At 43.0% G+C, this 19,236-nt stretch carries 22 protein-coding genes; 8 read left to right on the forward strand and 14 right to left on the reverse strand.

Features of this window, described 5'->3' with window-relative positions:
- Positions 1 to 81: 81 nt before the first annotated feature.
- From FED51_RS11185 to FED51_RS11210, 6 genes are all read right to left on the reverse strand, one after another.
- Positions 82 to 417, reverse strand: a complete 336-nt coding sequence (locus tag FED51_RS11185) for a metal-sulfur cluster assembly factor (RefSeq protein WP_053431078.1) — start codon at positions 415 to 417, stop codon at positions 82 to 84.
- Between the two features lie 52 nt (positions 418 to 469).
- Positions 470 to 1,084 carry an alpha/beta hydrolase gene (locus FED51_RS11190; protein WP_053431077.1) on the reverse strand — a complete coding sequence of 205 codons (615 nt, stop codon included), beginning with the start codon at positions 1,082 to 1,084 and terminating at the stop codon, positions 470 to 472.
- A gap of 16 nt (positions 1,085 to 1,100) precedes the next feature.
- Positions 1,101 to 2,084 (reverse strand): ring-cleaving dioxygenase, encoded by a 984-nt coding sequence (locus tag FED51_RS11195; protein WP_053431076.1) that lies wholly within the window; start codon positions 2,082 to 2,084, stop codon positions 1,101 to 1,103.
- A gap of 46 nt (positions 2,085 to 2,130) precedes the next feature.
- Entirely contained in the window at positions 2,131 to 2,568 is a 438-nt protein-coding gene (locus FED51_RS11200; protein WP_010898333.1) for a MarR family winged helix-turn-helix transcriptional regulator, read from the reverse strand.
- A gap of 89 nt (positions 2,569 to 2,657) precedes the next feature.
- Complete coding sequence (locus tag FED51_RS11205) at positions 2,658 to 3,050, reverse strand: DMT family transporter (protein ID WP_083445516.1); 393 nt, start codon at positions 3,048 to 3,050, stop codon at positions 2,658 to 2,660.
- Positions 3,051 to 3,225: 175 nt separating this feature from the next.
- Positions 3,226 to 4,377, reverse strand: a complete 1,152-nt coding sequence (locus FED51_RS11210; protein ID WP_053431966.1) for an acyl-CoA dehydrogenase family protein — start codon at positions 4,375 to 4,377, stop codon at positions 3,226 to 3,228.
- A gap of 228 nt (positions 4,378 to 4,605) precedes the next feature.
- Between FED51_RS11210 and FED51_RS11215 the strand changes: the two genes are divergently transcribed.
- The 3 genes from FED51_RS11215 (at position 4,606) to FED51_RS11225 (ending at position 9,039) form a co-directional block, all read left to right on the forward strand.
- Positions 4,606 to 6,741, forward strand: a complete 2,136-nt coding sequence (locus FED51_RS11215; RefSeq protein ID WP_053431074.1) for an ATP-dependent Clp protease ATP-binding subunit — start codon at positions 4,606 to 4,608, stop codon at positions 6,739 to 6,741.
- 193 nt (positions 6,742 to 6,934) lie between these two features.
- Positions 6,935 to 7,846, forward strand: coding sequence for a 5'-3' exonuclease (locus FED51_RS11220; protein WP_053431073.1), 912 nt, complete (start codon positions 6,935 to 6,937; stop codon positions 7,844 to 7,846).
- Positions 7,847 to 8,208: 362 nt separating this feature from the next.
- Positions 8,209 to 9,039: an arylamine N-acetyltransferase gene (locus tag FED51_RS11225; protein WP_053431072.1), complete on the forward strand. Its 831-nt coding sequence runs from the start codon at positions 8,209 to 8,211 to the stop codon at positions 9,037 to 9,039.
- A gap of 96 nt (positions 9,040 to 9,135) precedes the next feature.
- Here the strand turns inward: FED51_RS11225 and FED51_RS11230 are convergent, their stop codons facing one another.
- Positions 9,136 to 9,390 carry a DUF2187 family protein gene (locus FED51_RS11230; RefSeq protein WP_010898339.1) on the reverse strand — a complete coding sequence of 85 codons (255 nt, stop codon included), beginning with the start codon at positions 9,388 to 9,390 and terminating at the stop codon, positions 9,136 to 9,138.
- A 363-nt stretch (positions 9,391 to 9,753) separates the two neighbouring features.
- Here FED51_RS11230 and FED51_RS11235 point away from each other — a divergent pair, with 363 nt between their 5' ends.
- On the forward strand, positions 9,754 to 10,722 hold the full coding sequence (locus FED51_RS11235; RefSeq protein WP_053431071.1) for a S8 family peptidase: 969 nt from the start codon (positions 9,754 to 9,756) through the stop codon (positions 10,720 to 10,722).
- Positions 10,723 to 10,768: 46 nt separating this feature from the next.
- Here FED51_RS11235 and FED51_RS11240 read toward each other — a convergent pair whose 3' ends face one another.
- From FED51_RS11240 to FED51_RS11255, 4 genes are all read right to left on the reverse strand, one after another.
- Complete coding sequence (locus FED51_RS11240) at positions 10,769 to 10,933, reverse strand: YjcZ family sporulation protein (RefSeq protein ID WP_010898341.1); 165 nt, start codon at positions 10,931 to 10,933, stop codon at positions 10,769 to 10,771.
- Between the two features lie 36 nt (positions 10,934 to 10,969).
- A complete protein-coding gene (locus tag FED51_RS11245) occupies positions 10,970 to 11,059 on the reverse strand; it encodes a YjcZ family sporulation protein (protein ID WP_010898342.1) in 90 nt (29 codons plus the stop codon).
- 241 nt (positions 11,060 to 11,300) lie between these two features.
- Entirely contained in the window at positions 11,301 to 12,095 is a 795-nt protein-coding gene (locus FED51_RS11250; RefSeq protein ID WP_053431070.1) for a S1C family serine protease, read from the reverse strand.
- A gap of 180 nt (positions 12,096 to 12,275) precedes the next feature.
- Positions 12,276 to 13,121, reverse strand: coding sequence for a manganese catalase (locus tag FED51_RS11255; protein WP_010898347.1), 846 nt, complete (start codon positions 13,119 to 13,121; stop codon positions 12,276 to 12,278).
- A gap of 164 nt (positions 13,122 to 13,285) precedes the next feature.
- Here FED51_RS11255 and FED51_RS11260 point away from each other — a divergent pair, with 164 nt between their 5' ends.
- The 3 genes from FED51_RS11260 (at position 13,286) to FED51_RS11270 (ending at position 15,037) form a co-directional block, all read left to right on the forward strand.
- Positions 13,286 to 13,495 carry a spore coat protein W gene (locus FED51_RS11260; RefSeq protein ID WP_010898348.1) on the forward strand — a complete coding sequence of 70 codons (210 nt, stop codon included), beginning with the start codon at positions 13,286 to 13,288 and terminating at the stop codon, positions 13,493 to 13,495.
- Between the two features lie 101 nt (positions 13,496 to 13,596).
- On the forward strand, positions 13,597 to 14,079 hold the full coding sequence (locus FED51_RS11265) for a spore coat protein (RefSeq protein ID WP_053431069.1): 483 nt from the start codon (positions 13,597 to 13,599) through the stop codon (positions 14,077 to 14,079).
- A 178-nt stretch (positions 14,080 to 14,257) separates the two neighbouring features.
- A complete protein-coding gene (locus tag FED51_RS11270; RefSeq protein ID WP_010898350.1) occupies positions 14,258 to 15,037 on the forward strand; it encodes an MBL fold metallo-hydrolase in 780 nt (259 codons plus the stop codon).
- A 5-nt stretch (positions 15,038 to 15,042) separates the two neighbouring features.
- On the opposite strand, the gene FED51_RS11275 is transcribed toward FED51_RS11270, so the two are convergent.
- The 3 genes from FED51_RS11275 to FED51_RS11285 form a co-directional block, all read right to left on the reverse strand.
- Entirely contained in the window at positions 15,043 to 15,915 is an 873-nt protein-coding gene (locus tag FED51_RS11275) for a DUF1028 domain-containing protein (RefSeq protein ID WP_053431068.1), read from the reverse strand.
- A 22-nt stretch (positions 15,916 to 15,937) separates the two neighbouring features.
- The gene (locus tag FED51_RS11280; RefSeq protein WP_083445515.1) at positions 15,938 to 17,149 is read right to left on the reverse strand and encodes a pyridoxal phosphate-dependent aminotransferase; all 1,212 of its coding nucleotides are present in this window, start codon (positions 17,147 to 17,149) and stop codon (positions 15,938 to 15,940) included.
- Between the two features lie 793 nt (positions 17,150 to 17,942).
- The gene (locus tag FED51_RS11285; RefSeq protein WP_010898354.1) at positions 17,943 to 18,323 is read right to left on the reverse strand and encodes a hypothetical protein; all 381 of its coding nucleotides are present in this window, start codon (positions 18,321 to 18,323) and stop codon (positions 17,943 to 17,945) included.
- A 291-nt stretch (positions 18,324 to 18,614) separates the two neighbouring features.
- On the opposite strand from FED51_RS11285, the gene FED51_RS11290 reads away from it, so the two are divergent.
- Positions 18,615 to 18,881 (forward strand): hypothetical protein, encoded by a 267-nt coding sequence (locus tag FED51_RS11290; RefSeq protein WP_010898355.1) that lies wholly within the window; start codon positions 18,615 to 18,617, stop codon positions 18,879 to 18,881.
- Positions 18,882 to 19,236 lie beyond the last annotated feature (355 nt).

Genomic DNA, 19,236 nt, shown 5'->3' on the forward strand with positions numbered 1-19,236 from the left:
AAAGGTTCGGAGCATTTTATTTTGATGGTCCGAACCTTTTATATTACATTTGGCTAGTTTTTGTCCCAATCTTAATCAAAATTAGTCAGCGACTCCCAAGGCAATCTTGGCATAGCGTGACATTTTGTCTTTTGTCCATGGTGGATTCCACACGATGTTTACATCTACGTCTCCAATTTCCTTTAGTTCTTGTAATTCTGAGAGGGTTTGCTTTACTTGATCGTGAATGACTCCTGCTAACGGGCACCCCATGGAAGTTAATGTCATTACAACGGTCACATTCCACTCGGCATCTACAAGTATGTCATACACGAGACCGAGATTGACGATATCAATTCCAAGTTCAGGATCGATCACATTTTCCAATTGGGCCATGACCAGATCCTTCGTTTCTTGTATTTCTTGCTCTGTTCCCATGACAATCACCTCTCACTTTATTCTTTTCTCGATTTCCCCTCTTCCTGTCATATTATGCTTCTAAAAACTGTTTGTTAAACCATTCCTTCGCTCGCTCCACCTCTTCGCGAGTTAACTGATGGCCCCCGTCAATCCATTGCTCGTAAACATTTGCACCTGCATTCGTCAAGGTGTTGATGAGCTCCTTCGTTTCTGTTTGTGGAATGAGTGGGTCATATTTTCCAGCACCGATAAAAATCGGCATTTGCTGAAGGTCCGGTACTGTCCTGTTCCGTAATGGCACCATGGCTTTAAACAAAATGGCTCCCATCAAAGGTTGCTCGTAATGATACAGCAGGCTAGCTGCGATGTTCGCACCATTAGAATAGCCGATGGCAACAAGCCGGTTACGATTAATTGCATGCTCTCTTACAGCATCATCTAAAAACTCGTGAAGCTCCTTAGTGCGGATAACTAAATCCTCTTCGTCAAATACCCCTTCCGCGATACGGCGAAAGAAACGAGGCATCCCATTTTCAAGTACGTTGCCTCTTACACCCAAAATGGAGGAGCCTGGACTTATCATTTCCGCAAGTGGGACTAAGTCATGTTCATTTCCTCCGGTCCCGTGTAATAGTAAAAGGGTCGGGGCATTTGGATCTGCCCCTTTTCGAAAAATATGCTTCATCCCGTCTCTCCTCCTTTTAAGATTGCGCTGTATCAAGTGGCTTTAAGTTTTTTTCAATCGTCTCACGCTGAGGCTCTAAATATGGCGGCAAGGCTAAGCTTTCACCTAATGTTTCGAATGGTTCATCCCCTTCAAACCCTGGGCCGTCCGTGGCAAGCTCAAATAAAATGCCATTTGGCTCTCTAAAATAAAGGGAACGGAAATAATAACGTTCGACAAATCCTGAGTTCGGCAACCCGATGTTCGTAATGTAATCTACCCATTTCTCTAACTCTTCCTTAGATTCAACCCGAAATGCTACGTGATGGACGCTCCCTCTTCCTGGTCGTTCTCGACCAATATCTTTACGGGTTTCTAGGTGTACCTCTGCTCCAGTTCCACCTTCTCCAGTTTCAAACACTTTTACATCAGGTTGACCTTCCACTAGAGACGGGTAGCTCCCTTTTTCACGATATCCCATCACATCAATTAAAATTTTCTCTGTCAGCTCAGGTCTTGAAACCGTTAGTGTAACCGGCCCAAGACCACGAATCGCATATGCTTCCGGGACAGGGCTCTCCTTCCATGGAATACCACTCGCAACGCCTTCGTTGTTTTCATCAGACACAAGCTCCAAGCGCTGACCTTCAAAATCACGGAACGCTAATGTAGCACGTCCAGTATGGTGTGAGACGCCATCATGTTCGATGCCAAACTCGTCAAATCGCTTGAGCCAATACTGAAGTGCCTCATCGCTCGGCACTCGCAGCGACGTTTTCGTAATACTGTTCGTCCCTTGGTAAGTTTGCCCAGCATGTGGAATTTCGAAAAAGGTCAGATCAGTACCTGGGTTTCCCCGTTCATCTGCATAAAACAAATGGTACACTGACGTATCATCCTGGTTAACGGTTTTCTTAACGAGCCGCATACCTAACGTCTTTGTATAAAACGTATAGTTTTCTTTAGCTTTTGCCGTAATAGCAGAAACATGGTGTTGCCCTTTAAGTGGTTTTAATTGCATGTGTGTCACTCCTCATAAGTTTAAAATTAAACTGACCGCGATAAAATTACGATAAACCGTTGTTTGATTTTTGCAGCTTTTTCAACAATCGTAACAGCTCTAGTTGTTCCTCATTCGTTAAGCTATCAAATTGAGCCGCTTGAAATCGTTGTTGCTCCGGGAGAACATCCGCTAGCAAGCTCTCCCCTTTCTCCGTTAACGTAATCAGTTTTGTACGCCATTCTTGCTCTCTTTTGACAAGGCCGAGCTTTTCTAGTTTTCCAAGAGCGTGAGTCATATTACCCTTTGTTACGAGCAGACGCTCTGCTAGCTCTTGCTGGGATAATGGCTGGTGCGTTCCAATTTGAACAAGAAGGTCAAATTGGGAGATTGAAAGCCCCCACTTTTTTAAATGTTGGTTGGATCGCTTATTGCTCTGTAAATAAAATCTCGCCAGTCGAAACCAGAGTAAAATGCCTAGACGTTCATTTCTTCGTTCGTTCACCGACTAGCCACCTCCGTTCTTTCCACATCAGTTTAGCATTAAACTTAACATCTGTAAATTATTTTGCTCCCTTTCCTAAGACTCAGAAACTACAGTGTTACGCTCGTTTTTTTCGATGGCTTTTTTCTGTCACCTTTATGCATGTCGCTTGTTGCAAACAACACACCCGTTAATGTTAAAATACCACCAACGACCGAAACATATCCTGGAATTTCGTGTAGCCATAGCCAAGATAGAACCATGGCGAGAACAGGGGTGATGTACAAAATAATCGTTGCTTTAGATGCTCCCGCCTTCATCGTTACATACGCAATGGCAAAGTAGGGAACGACAGTAGGAAATAAGCCCAGATATACGACAACCATCGTATGAGATATGTCGGCTGTTTGTATGCTCATCCAAAGACCTGGAGCAAAAAACAACATCCATAAACTACCATATATTATCGTATACAGCGTAAAAGGCAAAAATCCGTATTTCATCAAATACTAAGGTTTTACACGTTCATTAGAAATGGAAAATCGATGCAACGGAGATAACGAAATCACGGACATCCCTTCCATTGATAGGAACTATCGGGAATTCACCTACAGTTTTCCCATCCCTACTTAAAAGCGATCCCCAGTTATGAAGGGGACCGCTTTTAAGTAAGCTCTTCTACTCATCACGTAGGGCTTCCTTTGCTAACATGGCGATCGTCATATCCTCGCTCGGAGGATTGTGCAAGCCAGCGCGCATATCACGATAGTACCGTTGCAAATCATGATCCATATGCAAACTGTGAGCACCAACAATACGCATCGCTATATCCACGACACTCAGTCCGTTATTGATAACCGTTACTTTTGCCATCGCTAGCTCCCTTTTCATTTCCTCTCGCTCCAAGTCAGAGCTTTCATCCCACTGTCTAGCAACCGAATGAAGAATGGTGCGACTTTGCATAAGAAGCATCGCCATTTCTCCGATTTTTTGCTGTACATGGGGTAACGTTGAAATCGTTCCGTCTAGTGTATTTGGTGAATACTGCTTCGCAAAGCGAATCGCCTCATCATAAGCCGCCTGACTAATGCCAAGATAGCATGCCGGAATATGAAGAAGCCAACCTGCTGCTTTTTTCATTCCAGGCTCTATTCGTTCCATAAGCGCTTCTAACGGTAAACGAACATGATCAAGGACAAGGTCGTGACTTGATGTAGCCCGCATGCCAACCATGTTCCACGTCTCATCAATCGTGACACCTCTTGCGTTCATCGGGACTAAAAATTGCCCCACTTCATTTTCACCTGCAATGGTGGCCGTCACCAACGCGTAATCCAACGCTGGTGCCATACTCGTAAACGTCTTTCTCCCTTGGATAACCCACTCTTCTCCACTTTTTGTCGCTGTCGTCGTGGGCTTCCCGCCGCGGGCTGGACTGCCTGTCGCTTTTTCTGTCGCCGCTGAATTCAATAGAATTTGCTTGTTTGGGATTTGCTCACAAATCAAGCGGTACTCCGGCTTTTTCCACTGTGCAGTAGCCCTCCATTGAAAGATTTGACCGACGTGCCAGCCAATCGACAAAGCTGTTGCACCATCAAAACGGGCAATCGTTTCTTGATGTTTCATCATTTCAAGCAGTGTTATTTCTAGGCCACCGAAAGTCCTCGGCAACGCCAAGCTAGGATAGCCAATCTTTTTCAACGCTTCAATATGAGCAAACGGGAACGTGCTTTCCTGATCATGAATTCGCGCCCCCTCTTGAAACGCTGAGGCCACTTTTTTCGTTACCGTAAGTCGCTGCGCTTCCGTCTCACATGTCAAAAGGTCCATCGTCTTTCCTCCTTCAGTTCCTTCTTCTACTGTAGCAAATCTAGTCACTTCCATCGAATGTTTTGATTGGTTTTCTAACAATATCTCCAAAAATTTCTTTTTAAAAATCCTTGACAACTTTGAATTCCTTCGTTAAATTAATAGTCAAAGATAGTCAAAGTCAAATTTCGTATATTTAAAAGGTCAAAGTTAATCAAAGTCAAAAAAATAAATGAGGAGGTATGTATGATGAAATGTCAACAATGTCAAACCAATGAAGCGACTGTCACTTTGCACGTAAAGATTAATCAATCCAGTCAACAACTTCATGTTTGTTCAAGCTGCTATCAACAGATCGAGCAGCCATTTGGTTTCTCCGACTTTTCTTCATTTGACGACATGTTTAAGCAATGGATCGGTTCTACTTCTTCTTCCATGAATGGAAGCGATCAACCTGTAAGCCCTATCGCAATGAAATCAAAAACAAATCATAGCGGAGGTGGTTTTTTAGATCAGCATGGTCGAAATGTAACGGCAGAAGCAAAAGCAGGACAAATCGACCCTGTTATTGGACGTGACCAAGAGGTTGAACGGCTGATCCAAATTTTATGCCGCCGTACGAAAAATAACCCTGTGCTGATTGGAGAAGCTGGTGTCGGGAAAACGGCGATTGTCGAAGGCTTTGCTCGACGAATCGCCGAAGGCAACGTTCCGGCGAAAATGAAAAACAAGGAAGTGTACGAACTTGAGCTATCCTCTCTCGTGGCAGGAACGAGCTATCGCGGCCAATTTGAAGAAAAGATGGAGCAACTCGTCCGTGAACTAGAAGCGCGGGACGACGTCATCCTCTTTATCGATGAAATCCATATGGTCGTAGGTGCAGGTGCTACGTCTGAAGGCTCAATGGATGCCGGAAATATCCTGAAACCCGCCCTTGCTAGAGGACAATTGCAGATCATTGGTGCAACTACTTTAAACGAATACCGTAAAATTGAAAAAGATCCGGCCCTTGAACGTCGCTTTCAACCAATCACAGTTAAGGAGCCGACACTTGAAGCAGCGATTGAGATTTTAAAAGGGGTGCGACCCATCTATGAAGCTTATCATCACGTAAGCTACCCTGATGATGTGCTTGAAGCGTGCGTTCGCTTATCCGATCGATACATTCAAGATCGTTTCTTGCCAGATAAAGCGATTGATTTAATGGATGAGATTGGCTCAGCGCTCACTCTTACATCTGGTCCTACGACCCTTGATGAACTAAAGGAACGCCTTGCTGAAATCACAAAAGAAAAACAACAGGCGACGGCACAAGAAGATTATGAACGCGCAGCCAAACTCCGTGATGAGGAAAATTTGTTACACAAGCAAATGAATGAAAACCGTGCGGAAAAAACTGAAGTTACTGTTGCAGACATTCAAGGGCTCATTGAAAAACGGACAGGCATTCCTGTTCGCAAGCTGCAAAAAGCAGAGCAAACGAAAATGAAAGATTTGCACAACCGTCTCGCTAGACAAGTGATTGGTCAGGCAGAAGCGGTTGAAAAAGTAGCAAAAGCGATCAAACGGAGCCGTGCTGGATTGAAGCCGAAAAATCGCCCGATTAGCTTTATGTTTGTAGGACCAACAGGTGTTGGTAAAACGGAACTGACGAAAACACTAGCCCAAGAATTGTTTGGCTCAAAAGAAGCGATGATCCGCCTCGATATGAGTGAGTTTATGGAAAAACACTCTGTCTCTAAACTAATTGGATCACCTCCAGGTTATGTCGGACATGACGAAGGCGGCCAATTAACAGAGCAAGTTCGCCGTAAGCCTTACAGCATCATTTTGCTTGATGAAATTGAAAAAGCGCACCCTGATGTTCAGCATATGTTCTTGCAAATCCTTGAGGACGGACGTCTCACTGACAGTCAAGGCCGAGCCGTCTCCTTTAAAGATACGGTGATCATTATGACGTCCAACGCAGGTGTTGGTGTCAAAAAAATAACCGTCGGCTTTGAGAAGAATGTGGAAACACAAAATAAAGCCGGAATTCTTGAACAAATCAACCAATACTTTAAACCTGAATTCTTAAACCGTCTTGATGCGATTATTGAGTTTAACCATCTCACAGAGGAAGATCTTATGCGAATTGTTGACTTGATGCTACAAGACTTAGGAGACCGTCTAGCTGAACAAGATATATCCCTTACTGTCTCTGAGAAAGCAAAAGCACAACTCGTTAAAATTGGCTCTGACCGTGCATTTGGCGCGAGACCATTGCGCCGGGCAATTCAAGACCATGTCGAGGACAGCATAACCGAAAAGCTGATCGATGAAGAAAGCATCAACGCCATTCATGTCGATTATGATGTCGTTCAACAATCGTTCACTTTCGCGTAAAACCCGCGTCATTTAGCGCGGGCTTTCTTTTTGTGTTAAGAAGGCATAAAAAATTTTCGTTTTAACTTATACGGTCCTACTGTCGCCCCTAGGCTCTTACAATCGCAGATTTCTTTAGTTGATTAAACAGATGCCCGCCATCCATGGTACAATAGAAAAAAGATTTGAACTTTAACAAAGAGGAGTTTTTCAAGTGCACTCACCTGTTCTATTGTTAATCGATGGCTTTAATTTGCTGAGCCGCGGTTATTTCGCTACATCCTATGGAAAAGACGAAGCCCAGTTACCTCGCAATGAAGCTGGCTACTACATTAACGCATTGCGGGTGTTTTTCCCAAAACTTTTTCAGCTCATTCGTGAGCACAACGTGACCCATGTGGCTGTCGCATGGGATGTGAAGCGGGAAGATAGCCATAGAAGACAAGCATTCGCTTTTTATAAAGCCTCTCGCGGAGAACTGCCAGAAGCTTTAATTGAACAATATGAAACGGCTACCTCACTGTTAGAGGAGATCGGCGTCGCTCAAGTGACGATTCCACCATACGAAGCAGACGATACGATCGGTGCTTTCGCCTGCCGTTGGGCGAAGGAAGAGAAAGGCCATTGCTTCATTTACAGCAATGATCGTGATTTATTACAACTGCTCTCTAAATCCACATCACAGATCATTTCCAGTAAAGGTAAGGACCTGATCTACACAGAAGAGGATTTTAGGAACGACTACAACATTAGTCCTGCTCAATGGGTCGACGTCAAAGCATTACTTGGTGATAAAAGTGACAACATCCCTGGGTGCCCCGGTGTCGGAGAAAAATCGGCCCTTCCTTTAATCCAGCAATACGGAACGATTGAAACACTATATGAACAAATAGAAGATCTAGATCCAAAGTACAAACGATATTACAAAAAACTAGTCGCTGGTGAGGAAAGTGTGATCATAAGCAAGGAACTTGCCACGATTACGACTGAGATTGAGGCTATTTCCTCTTTTTCTTTAAACAGCCTTGTACTAACGACACCTGCCGATTTGATCATAGACACCCTCGCTCGTTGTGGGATTCGCGTGAAGCTTGCCCCGGTGCAAACAGAGCTAAAACTAGGATAGACTTCCATGAAACATCCCGATGATATTACACGTTGTCGGGATATTACCGGTTAGAGCAGCTGCCATCGATTCAAACGATCATGTTTAGATTATCTAAGATGTCCAGTGATGCCTTTTATCATTGACAAAAGAGAAACCTCTAAGGAAGGTGCAGCACCGTCGCCAGCGGTCGTAAAAGTAAATAATCTCTCCCTTGCTCTAGCAAATTTCAAACATTAGCATCTTGGGCCCTTCGTCTCATCCAGCGGCTAGGTCAGCAGCTGCCCAAACAACTGAATAGTCGTCTAATGGAAATATGCGAACTTGTATGCTACTAGAGACTTCTGAACAACCCATCATAGCCAAAACAAGGAGAGGAAACGGTGGACTATCAACTTAACTGTGTCAAAAACTATTTGTCTCTCTTGCAATTACCAATCAACCAACCGTCATATGATTATTTAGCACGTATATGCCAAGCTCATTTAAGTACGTTCCCGTTTGAAAATATAAGCAAGCTTCTATTCTTTAGGAATCGACAAATAGGCATCCCCACAATGGAGCAATTTCTTTCACACTATAAAAGCTACCATTATGGAGGAACATGTTATACTTTGAACGCAAATCTCTTTCGCCTATTACAAGCACTGGGCTTTGATACCTATCCGGTGATGCTTGGTGGAGAACACCTAGGAATCATTGTCCAAATGGACGACGAGCCATTTTATGTAGACTGCGGTGCCACTGCCCCTTTGTTTAGTCCTGTACGTTTGGAGGGGCCTGCTACAACCTCGACCCGGTTTGGCCGTGATGTAGTGCTTCTCCAACCGGATGACACCCCCCCATTCAATTATAAATATATTCGCATAATCGATGGGAAACAAAGCGGCAACACGTGGTACTTTCATTCTCATGATAAAAAAACTATTAATGATTTTTTACCTGCTCTTGAACGTTCATATCAACTCGGCACCACATTTATGTCGATCTTAAGATGTCACCTCTATCAGCCAGATCAAAAGCGTAGTGTATCGCTCGTTAATTCGCGCCTGACCGTTCGATATGATAACGGTGAAACAGTCGTTACTATGCTAGAGTCTGAACAAGAGATCGAAGAGGTGTTGTCCGATGAGTTCAAGCTATCGAGATTACCAGTCCGAAAGGCGATCGCTGTATTAAAGCAATTGTCTGTCGACCTATTTACAGAATCATGACAGGGTGACGGGAGATGCCGACCATGCAAAAAACAGGTAAAAATGGCTTTTACCTGTTTTCGTGTACCGTTACATCCACTTCTATTGTTTCAACGCTTACGATTCTTCATCCTCTAGTGTAATTACTTCACCATCAACCGTTTTGAATGTTCGCTCATAATTGCGGTGGTTGATGACGGTTCTTGAATGGGGATACGTTTCTTCCTCACCTGGAATCGGGTAATCTAGAAATTCAGCAACTACGCTATTCGTGTGAATGGCAAGTACCTTCATTTTATGTCCCTTAAAAAGGATGACTTCTCTCTCTTGTGCAATCGCCAATGGATCAATCGCTTGCTTTTCTTCTGCCATGACAAGGTCCTCCTCTGTACCAATAAAAAACCACTAGATACTTCAATACCCTTTTCTATTGGTAAAACATTATTTGGAACGAATCTTTACTATCGTATCATAATTCGACAAAAGTGTCTCGATTCCTCCCTTGAATTCTTTCTGAAAACTCTCCATATGTATCAAGTATATTTAACCCTTCTCAAAAAGAGAAAACGTTTCATTAGGCCTAAAAACAGGCGACTTTTTGCCTTCCAATCGTCACAATATTTGTCGAAAGAGCGGGGAATTATATGCTAAAAATACTGAATATTCTGTTTTGTATTGTCAATTTAATTAATCCTTGATATACTGTGGTTCAATCCAAATTTGGAGGTGTTTTCCATGGGACAAGTTCGACTGATTCCCTACGAAGTGACATCCATTCAAGATGACACAAAAAAGATCCCTCCAGGCATTGAGATGATTGAAGCTCCAGATCTTTGGCAGCAAGGGTACAAAGGAAAAGGAATTGTCGTTGCTGTTTTGGACACTGGTTGTGATGTGGAGCATTATGAACTACGTGACCGAATCATAGGCAAACACAATGTGACCTCAGATGACGGTAATGATCCCGAAATTGTTTCCGATCAAAATGGACATGGAACCCATGTGTGCGGTACCATTGCAGCGACGGAAAACGACCGTGGCGTGATCGGAGTGGCTCCTGAGTGTCAGTTGCTCGTCGTCAAAGTTTTATCGAATCGAGGCTTCGGAACGACCGAATGGGTTGTAGAAGGAATTCGCCATGCGATCAATTGGGAAGGTCCAAATGGTGAGAAAGTTCAGGTTCTATCCATGTCACTCGGTGGTAAGGAGAATGATCCTCGCCTCCATGATGCGATTAAAGAAGCCGTCGCTTCCGGGCGCTTAGTTGTTTGCGCCGCAGGAAACGACGGAGATGGTAATGAGGAAACAGATGAGTTTGCCTATCCTGGCGCGTATCCTGAAGTCGTTCAAGTTGGCTCTGTTTCATTATCAGGAGAGATTTCTCGTTTCAGTAACTCCAACTGCAAAATCGATTTAGTTGCTCCGGGAGAGAAGATTTTATCTACTTATCCTGGTGACAAATTCGCCACACTGACTGGCACCTCGATGGCTACTCCTCATGTGACAGGCGCTGCTGCTTTACTAATTGAAAAGTTTGAACGAGAATTTGAGCGAAAAATCACAGAGCCTGAGCTTTTTGCTCAATTAATCAAACGAACCGTTTCCTTATCGTACAGCCGAAAACTGCAAGGAAACGGGTTATTGAAGCTAACTTCTGGCGGCTCGCGTATAAGTGAAACAGAAGATCGTATAGAAACAGCGTAATTTTTCATAGAAGAAAGCAGCCTTTTATGGGCTGCTTTTTAATTGATTAGCACTTTCCCCAAGATGCGCCGATGATGATGAGAAGGATAAACAACACTACGATTAGCGCAAAACCTTTTCCTGGGCAGTGGCCAACACCTGCAACTGGACCATAACCGTACCCACAATCATAGCCAGCACCTGCTACCGGGCCGTAACCATATCCATACATACGTAAATTCCCCTTTCTTTCCATAGTTTCATTAGGCTAGCAACAAAAAGCTGAACCTACAATAACAAGTAAAATGAACAACACGACAATCAGCGCGAAACCTCCGCCATGGAATCCTGCACTCAAGACGTTCACCTCCTCACCCTTCTCATTGATACACTATGTCAGTGATTTAAGGTTTGATTGGGTTCTTGAATAAATAATCTATTATGATCCTTTGAAAAAGGGAGAGAAAGGCTTATATCTTGGGCTCTAACTAAAAAAGATGGGTCATCGCCCATCTTTTCCTCTTTTTTTATTCGCGAAAATCTCCGTCATGAATAATGTCTAGATCGACGGTTATGCTCATCAAAAGGCTGTCCATTATTTAATGCTCATTTAAAAGTGGTAAAATATCTGAAATGGGAACAGCAAGGCCCCTCGTACTCCCCTCATCCATTCTGGAGCTCGCAGTTGGTCTGGCATATACGACCCCAACGACCTCTCCCTGCTCATTGATCACAGGGCTACCGCTGTGTCCGGGATAGATTGGATTTGTGATTTGCAATACGTTGTGCTCCCGTGTTTGTTCTAGTACCACACCTTCGTTCACAATTTGACTTTGAGACAATGGGTTCCCAATGACATAGATGGTGTCATCAACAGCCGCATCTTCTTTACTTAATGGTAAATGAGGAACAGAGGCGGCCTCAATTTGAAGCAATGCAACATCAAGAGCAGGATCAGTCCAAATAACCTCACCTTCGTATAATTCGCCACTTGGAAACGCCACAATAATCGAAGGCAGCTCATCAATAACATGATCATTTGTTAAAATGAGCCCGTCACCCGAAATGGCAAACCCGGTACCTCTCGATTGATGCCCATGAATCGTAACAACCGCTTCACTCATTTCTTGTATCTCTTCTCGTTCCATTAACTCCTCGGTTGATTGCCATAGGTTCCATAAATCAGCGTTCACATAATTCAATAACAACCCAAAGGCATTTAAAATAAGAAAGCCTGCAATGAGTAAAGCGATCCATTTTTTCAGTTTTCTTGATCGTTGCTTACGCTGAATCTCTTCTTCATCTGGAGGTTCTTCACGAAAAAAATCTTCTATGCTAGGTTCTTCTACTTCTTCGTCTAGCTCTTCCGATGGTTCTTTTTCATTTTGCCTCATTCATCAACTCTCCTGTATAAGACTTCTATGTATTAAGGATATCATATTTTAAATGGTTTTTTCGATTGCCAACGTAACCAGTCATTTGTTAGGTCCTTATTGATCGAGCTTAATTTTAGTGATTCATTATGGTACGTGAAATTATCAATAAAAAAAAAGAGAAAATGGCCGTCCACTTTCTCAAAACATTGGAGGTACGTGAGGTTTATCAACAATAGGTGTATTGTGTATATACGGTGGAGCTGGACGCAGACGGGGAATACGGCCAAATGCTCCTGGCTCAGCGACATACGTAAATTCAGACAAGCTGTCCATGCTCGGTCCGCTCGCCCACCTTCCTGTACTACTTTCATGCCCTTCTGATAAATTGAAAAACGTATGCGCTACTTCTTGCTTTTCGAGGTGAGTTGGGAACGTGCTCGGTACGACGATATTCTCCTTTTCCTCAAGCTCACATATGGCTGCATACCATTGATTTTGATGCATGCGATCCCTCGCGATTAAGAACGATAGCATATCTCGAACTCCAGGATCTGTCGTCATTTCATACAAACGAACCGCCTGCAACCGTCCTTGCGATTCTGCCGTCAAATTCATTCGAAAATCGGCTAATAAATTTCCGCTCGCAATAATATAATCAGCCGTCCATCGGTTGCCTACGCTATCGGCTGGCATCGCACCGAGACCTGATACGATCGCATGCTGGGGATTCATTCCTCCTAGGACAGCACCAATAACTGGGTTTTTTGCTGCTGCTTCTTGATCTCCTACAGGAGCCCCATCCAATAAACGAGCGATCATCGTCGCAAGCATTTCCACATGAGCTAGTTCTTCTGTTCCCGTATCCATTAATAAATCTCGATACTTCCCATCCCCTCTCGTGTTCCACCCTTGAAACAAGTATTGCAAGGCGACGGAAATTTCACCGAATTGTCCACCGAGAATTTCTTGAAGCTTTTTAGCATAGACCGGATCAGGTCTTTCTGGCTTCGCATGATACTGCAAATGCTTCACATGATAAAACACGTTACCGCCTCCAAGTTATCATCTTTACCTTTCAGCCTATTCCTTCGCTGCCCGTCTTTATGTCAATTTTCGTCTATTTTTCTCTCGGCTAATTCATCTCCCCATACAGAAAAGCTCGAATGGACATAACGTAAAGAGACACTGTAATGGAGGAGGGAATGTAAATGGATTTAAAACCCATGCTAGAAGTTGTCGTTGATCGGGTGTTAAAAAAACACGGAGTCACAGTACAAAATGTTCAGATCGACGAGCAGGAAAAAGCGAAAATTCGCCAGCTTTTGAAACAAGTCGAGTCTGATGTTGAAACCTTTTTGGCCAACCAACAAAAACGAATAAATAAAACAAACGATAACGACCAAGCTCCAGAAAAATAAGCAATACAGCTAAAATTCAACGAAATCATCATGACAGTTTGTCCAAACGATTTTCCATTTCGTTCATACATTATCGTAGAAGGAAGAAAGGGGGAATAACATTGGGTAGAAGAAAGCATTATGATTTGCGGCCAGTTGGGCAAGATACAGTTGCAAACGGCTGGTATGCTCTCGATCCAAAAGCGAAACATCCATTATGCGATGGCCCAACTAATGATTTTACACAAGATGCAACCCAACAAAATAAAATGTTTCAGCTTAGCGATGAGTTGATCGTGATTAAAGATTCCTGTGACGTAAATGTCACAACCACTGACACAAAAGCAGCGGTAAACCTTCAAGCAGCATTACAAGCCGCACTCGTAATACTCATCTCGCTTGCGGTTGGTGATTCACCACAAACAGAGACCATTGCTCAAGAATTGCTACAAACTTCTCGTACAAAACAACTTTCATTCCAAAAAGTAATTGTTGGGAACTCTCGTAATGTTGATGTACAGACAACTGACACTCAAGCGGTGATTAACATTCAAATTTTATTACAACTGTTAATTGTGCTTGCGATTCGATTAGATATTTTATAAGTGAAAAACAGGCGGATCTTAATGGATTCGCCTGTTTTTAAATGACTAAAGAAAGCGGATATCAAATGATGAATAATTTCGGCCACGTTTTACGATGGGCGAGCTTTCTTATACATATTGCCTGAGGATTGCGGCATGTTAACAAACATACATACTTCCTTTGAAAGGAGACTTTCCTATGGCGAATAAACACCATGTATATTGGTATCGTCACCATATCGTGAACATCATCATGATTGTTGACTCCAAGACTTCCGATTGGATTCTCATCGATACAGGTCTGTTTTACTCAGAGGCCTTTATTTTAAAAAAGATTCGTCGTGTTTTGGGAGAGCTTATTCCCCCAAAAGCCATTATTCTGACCCATGGCCATTTTGACCACGTTGGGGCTCTTCGTCCATTGCTACAGCGCTTTCCTAATGTTCCTGTTTATGCCCACGAACTTGAGCTCCCTTTCCTTACCGGACAAAGACACTACGTGAAACCTGACCCGTCCGTTCCCGGAGGGCTGATGGCAAAGCTCGCCTGGCTATATCCATATCATGCCTATGATTTTTCTCGAATTATTTGCCCGCTACCGGATGATGGTACACTGCCATTCTTTACGGATTGGCGATGGATCCATACACCAGGTCATACAGAAGGACACGTTTCCCTCTTTCGCCCCAGCGATCGATTTCTCATCGCTGGAGATGCGTTTACGACCGTTAAACAAGAGTCTCTCCTTTCCGTTTTGGCCCAGAAAAAAGAAATTCACGGTCCGCCTGCTTACTTCACACCTGACTGGGAGTTAGCAAAAACGTCAGTGGAGACCCTTCAGAAGCTCGAGCCTGCCTTTGCTGTGACCGGACATGGACAAATGATGGAAGGAAGCTCTTTGCATTCTGGGTTAAAACGGTTAATCAGCCAGTTTGAACAAGTGGCCGTTCCAGACCATGGAAGATATGTTCCTGAATAGTTTACTTACTCTTTTGCTTTCTTTTGCAAAAAAGAGAATACCACTCGATCAATTGTTTGAGTTCCTGTGCCCATCCGCCCTTCTAAATTCTCAGTGGCAATAAATTGCTGGAGGGCATCTCGCCAATGCTGGGTTAACGACAGGTAGCCCAATGAATGAAGGGATGATTTAATAATAGAAATCCGGTCGTCAGTTAATGGTAATTGATCTTGTTCTTTAGGCTTGGCGAAATAAAGCTGCTGCAATTCAAATATTCTTTTCAGCTCTTGTATCGGCTCAGGATGATCGTCTACGCGTAAATCAATCAATCGGTCATTAAACCCACCATAGCCTCCTTTTTCCTTCACAATGAGGAGCGCAGCCGACTGTTTTCCTCGTCGATCCCCTCCTGCGCACTGCCCTGCCTCCAATGTAAGAAGGAGGCGTTCCGCCAGCGATCCAGTCGTCTGAACAAACTTCTGGGCCATCGCTCTCACTGTCTCCTCGCTCACGAGGAGATTCCCTTGCACCGCAAAACAGGGGCCTGTCATACTTCCAGCCCATTCGTAGCATCCTTGACCTGTAAAACTCGCCGCTCGTCCTTTTGCATCAACGATTCCAACTTGCCTAAGATGTCGATCTGCATCTTCATTGATTAACAGTGCCAACGTTTCCTCAGCCGTTTTACCACGGGCCAAAAGATCAAGCCCTTTAGATCCATAGCTCGTATTTGCATAGGATTGAGTGGCAATAGCCCCTACGCCTGCCTTCGCCCAAGGCACGATGGCACCTACGCCTAAAAACTTCGATTGTACGGCTATCCCCAGTTCATCCGTTTTAGGGTCATAGCCGACAATGGAAAAAGTAGATACAGACCGTTCCTTTCTACTCGTGTTCACGCCATCCCTCCATTCACCATGCCTAAGAAAAGTAAGATTTTAACTTTTTCAATACGGGTGCCGACCGTTCAATTTGTTCCATCGAAACACTGTAGGATAGCCTGAAGTGACCAGCGCGCCCAAAACCAATACCAGGTACAACAAGGAGCTGGAACTCTTCGGCTGCCACTTGACAAAACTTCGTATCATCAGCAATCGGTGACTTCGGAAAAATAAAGAATCCACCTTTCGGATAGACGAACTCAAACCCAGCATCTTCGAGGACTTGAACCATGGCATCGCGACGCTTTTTGTATTCGTGCTGCTCCTGTGTCAACGTGTCCATTTTGCTTATCATGCGTTGCACAGTGACGGTAGCATTTCCAAAACCGAGCGTGCGATTCGCAAAAACGAAGGCTGCCATATATTGCTCGACACTAGGAAAATCAGGTCTAATCGCGAGATATCCTAGCCGCTCCCCAGCCAAGCCTAGATCCTTACTGAAAGAAGAAATATAAAATAGGCGCTCAATTGCCGCAAAAGGATTTGGCACGTTACCATCGTAAATCAATTGACTATATGGATCATCATAAAGAACATGGATTTCCGTTCCCCATTCTTGCTCTTTTGCAACTAAATATTGATTTAATCGCTCTAGGTCAGATTGAGGGATTAGCTGCCCCGTGGGGTTGTGGGGGTTGTTCAAGATGATCGCCTTAGTTTTCGGTGAAATCGCCTTTTCCAGTTCATTAAAATCAAAGGTGAAGTCTTCTGCTAGCGGACAGTAAACAGTAACACCATTCGCATTTCCTACATAGAATTTATATTCGGCAAAATACGGGGTAAATATAATCACTTCATCCCCCGGATTCATAATACTTTTTAAAGCAACATTTAAAGCTCCAGCTGCACCTGACGTCATTGTCACGGTTTGGGCGGTTATGTTTGTGTTAAAACGACCATTCATATGCTCTGCCACTTTTTGTCTGGCTTCTGGTAATCCTTGATTCGGTATGTAACTATGACCACCTGGGATCGGAGCATTGGCATACGCCCGAAGTTGCTCAAAATAAGAAGCAGGCGGATCAATAATTGGATTCCCGAGTGAAAAATCAAAAACATTTTCCGTTCCATGGATCGATTTAAGGCGTTGACCTTCCTCAAACATTTTTCGAATCCATGAACTTTGTGTTAAATTTTGTTCGATCTCTTTTGCGATCATGTAAGCACTCCCTTTACTTATCCTTTCATTCATTATAACGTGACTCCCTTAGAGTGTCATCGTTCATACCGAGCAACAAAAAAGATTTCAAAACAGTAAAAAAGCAATTGAATACGGACAAAGCGCTCATGTATAATGAAAAATGGAGATTGTTAAAATCCTATTTTCTGTTAAACTAAAAGTATAGTAGCTTGTCTTCTAAAAGTAATTCTCTCATCACCGAGTTCCTCATCGACTATTTCACTCATAAAAAAGGACCAAGTATGGCAGTACTTGGTCAATACCCAGCTAGCTTGATTTTCAGTCGGGACTGACCTTTTAGTCGTCGCCTTCACAAATTGAAATAACACCTCATCCTACAGGCAAAACAGAGAAGGTTACTTCTTTTTGTTAAAAAAGACGACTAAACTGAGAACAAACGTCAACGTCGCAAGCAAAATCGAGTTGACTTGCACGACGATGCTTAACGTTTCATAAACGGTCATTGAACCACCCCCTTCTAGGAAGTGGTCAGTCCCTGCGTTTTCAACCTAACTGTTAATTAAATTTTAACAGAAATTTCCGACCTTTACTACGCAGCAACACTGAAAGAATGCCATTTAACTGAAAATAATGAAAATTACCTAAATTTTCATATCCTTCATTTAATCTTCCACGATCATGCATAAAAATGAACTCTTTTTCTGTCGAACAGATAATGAATTAGCCCTACTATAATGAAATTTTTTCCTATGTACGAGCCTTACGACTGATATTGTACCGCAAAAAATCAGCCCCTTCATTATGAAGGAGCTGTCTCATTAACGGCTAGTCTATGGTAAGATCATCAAAAAAAGCGGGCATATTTACCTTCCATTCCATTCGTTCGCTTTCCACCAAATTGGTTTACATAGCCCAATAAAATAAGGAGACCAATCAAAGGAGTACGTTCAGGTGCCTCAATTTCCAATCCTATAAAGCCTTTACTTTTTGCCACTTCCTCAGCGGCATGAATAATGGATAAAACCAGTTCTCGATTCGTCCAATCAATGACATCTGCTACTGAATAGCTGATGCAAAGTGTCTGTCTCGCACTCGCTTTAAAATGCACTGTTCCCTTTTCAAGTGTAACCGCAACACATGATCGTTCCTCTTCGATGTTCGTTGCTTCATTTGGAATTAAGCGTATGATGGGTTCTATATCTTTTCTAAAAATAGGAATAAACATATCATCACCTTTATACCTTTCTATCTTTAAAGCGAACCATATGTATTATTTAAATTCGTCATGTTTTGTCTCCATCCTCCTAAAATCGACAATCAATTTATTTAAATATAAATATATTGCTTTATCTATTGTAGCAACTCTTATTTGTTATGCCAACAAAATTTTAATTAACCCCCTTTTTTCACGGAATGTATTTTTATTCAATTTCGTGTTTTTTTCATTTACACATATTTCACTGTCATTGCTGCAAACTAACGATACAAACCATACTTCCCGAGGTGAAAGCAGCAAATGAATTTATCAATTCAACAAAAAAATACGATTTGTGTCATTATTTTACTTATTTTAATGTTACTCCCTGTTTGGGCAGCAATGGTGTCTCCTCTTGATTTCCAAGGTGCCTTGAAGCTATTCCCATTAGACTTCTCATTGTTCTTTGCCTTTTTAATGGGCGGAATCATCGTAAATTACACATTACGATCATCCAAGTTTATGATCGTCATTATGATTGTCGCTGCAATTGGACTTGCCGTTATTGCCTACGGCTTTATCGTTTAACACCTTTAATTACCACTGATTTTTGGGCGACCAAACATGGGTTTCAGCTTGTAGAGGCTTTAAGATACAACGGCCAAACCATCATGCACCCTTTTTCTACAATAAGTTCCATTTATCCCCCGTTGCAAGTAAAGAGCGCGGAAAAGAATAAAAGACAGGGGGGACGACCTCTCATCTCGCTTTTTCCAATACCATCTCTCTGTTATCAGCTTCCCCTAGTCAATCGAGTGCTACTAATAGGAATTATCGATAACATCGATGATCACTTCAACTTCTGGAACGGCTTTCATAAACGTATGTACAAGGGCCGATGATGCCGTAACTACTAGGAAAAGATCTGTCCTCATGACCCGTA

The organism is Halalkalibacterium halodurans, assembly GCF_005671335.1.
GTDB classification, from domain to species: domain Bacteria; phylum Bacillota; class Bacilli; order Bacillales; family Bacillaceae_D; genus Halalkalibacterium; species Halalkalibacterium halodurans.

Coding starts and splice junctions, on each gene's coding strand:
- FED51_RS11235 (WP_053431071.1), top strand. CDS start 9,754: ATGGGACAAGTTCGACTGATTCCCTACGAAGTGACATCCATTCAAGAT.
- FED51_RS11280 (WP_083445515.1), bottom strand. CDS start 17,149: ATGAATGAAAGGATAAGTAAAGGGAGTGCTTACATGATCGCAAAAGAG.
- FED51_RS11195 (WP_053431076.1), bottom strand. CDS start 2,084: ATGCAATTAAAACCACTTAAAGGGCAACACCATGTTTCTGCTATTACG.
- FED51_RS11210 (WP_053431966.1), bottom strand. CDS start 4,377: ATGGACCTTTTGACATGTGAGACGGAAGCGCAGCGACTTACGGTAACG.
- FED51_RS11270 (WP_010898350.1), top strand. CDS start 14,258: ATGGCGAATAAACACCATGTATATTGGTATCGTCACCATATCGTGAAC.
- FED51_RS11190 (WP_053431077.1), bottom strand. CDS start 1,084: ATGAAGCATATTTTTCGAAAAGGGGCAGATCCAAATGCCCCGACCCTT.
- FED51_RS11230 (WP_010898339.1), bottom strand. CDS start 9,390: ATGGCAGAAGAAAAGCAAGCGATTGATCCATTGGCGATTGCACAAGAG.
- FED51_RS11290 (WP_010898355.1), top strand. CDS start 18,615: ATGAATTTATCAATTCAACAAAAAAATACGATTTGTGTCATTATTTTA.
- FED51_RS11250 (WP_053431070.1), bottom strand. CDS start 12,095: ATGAGGCAAAATGAAAAAGAACCATCGGAAGAGCTAGACGAAGAAGTA.
- FED51_RS11240 (WP_010898341.1), bottom strand. CDS start 10,933: ATGTATGGATATGGTTACGGCCCGGTAGCAGGTGCTGGCTATGATTGT.
- FED51_RS11215 (WP_053431074.1), top strand. CDS start 4,606: ATGAAATGTCAACAATGTCAAACCAATGAAGCGACTGTCACTTTGCAC.
- FED51_RS11285 (WP_010898354.1), bottom strand. CDS start 18,323: ATGTTTATTCCTATTTTTAGAAAAGATATAGAACCCATCATACGCTTA.
- FED51_RS11205 (WP_083445516.1), bottom strand. CDS start 3,050: ATGAAATACGGATTTTTGCCTTTTACGCTGTATACGATAATATATGGT.
- FED51_RS11260 (WP_010898348.1), top strand. CDS start 13,286: ATGGATTTAAAACCCATGCTAGAAGTTGTCGTTGATCGGGTGTTAAAA.
- FED51_RS11185 (WP_053431078.1), bottom strand. CDS start 417: ATGGGAACAGAGCAAGAAATACAAGAAACGAAGGATCTGGTCATGGCC.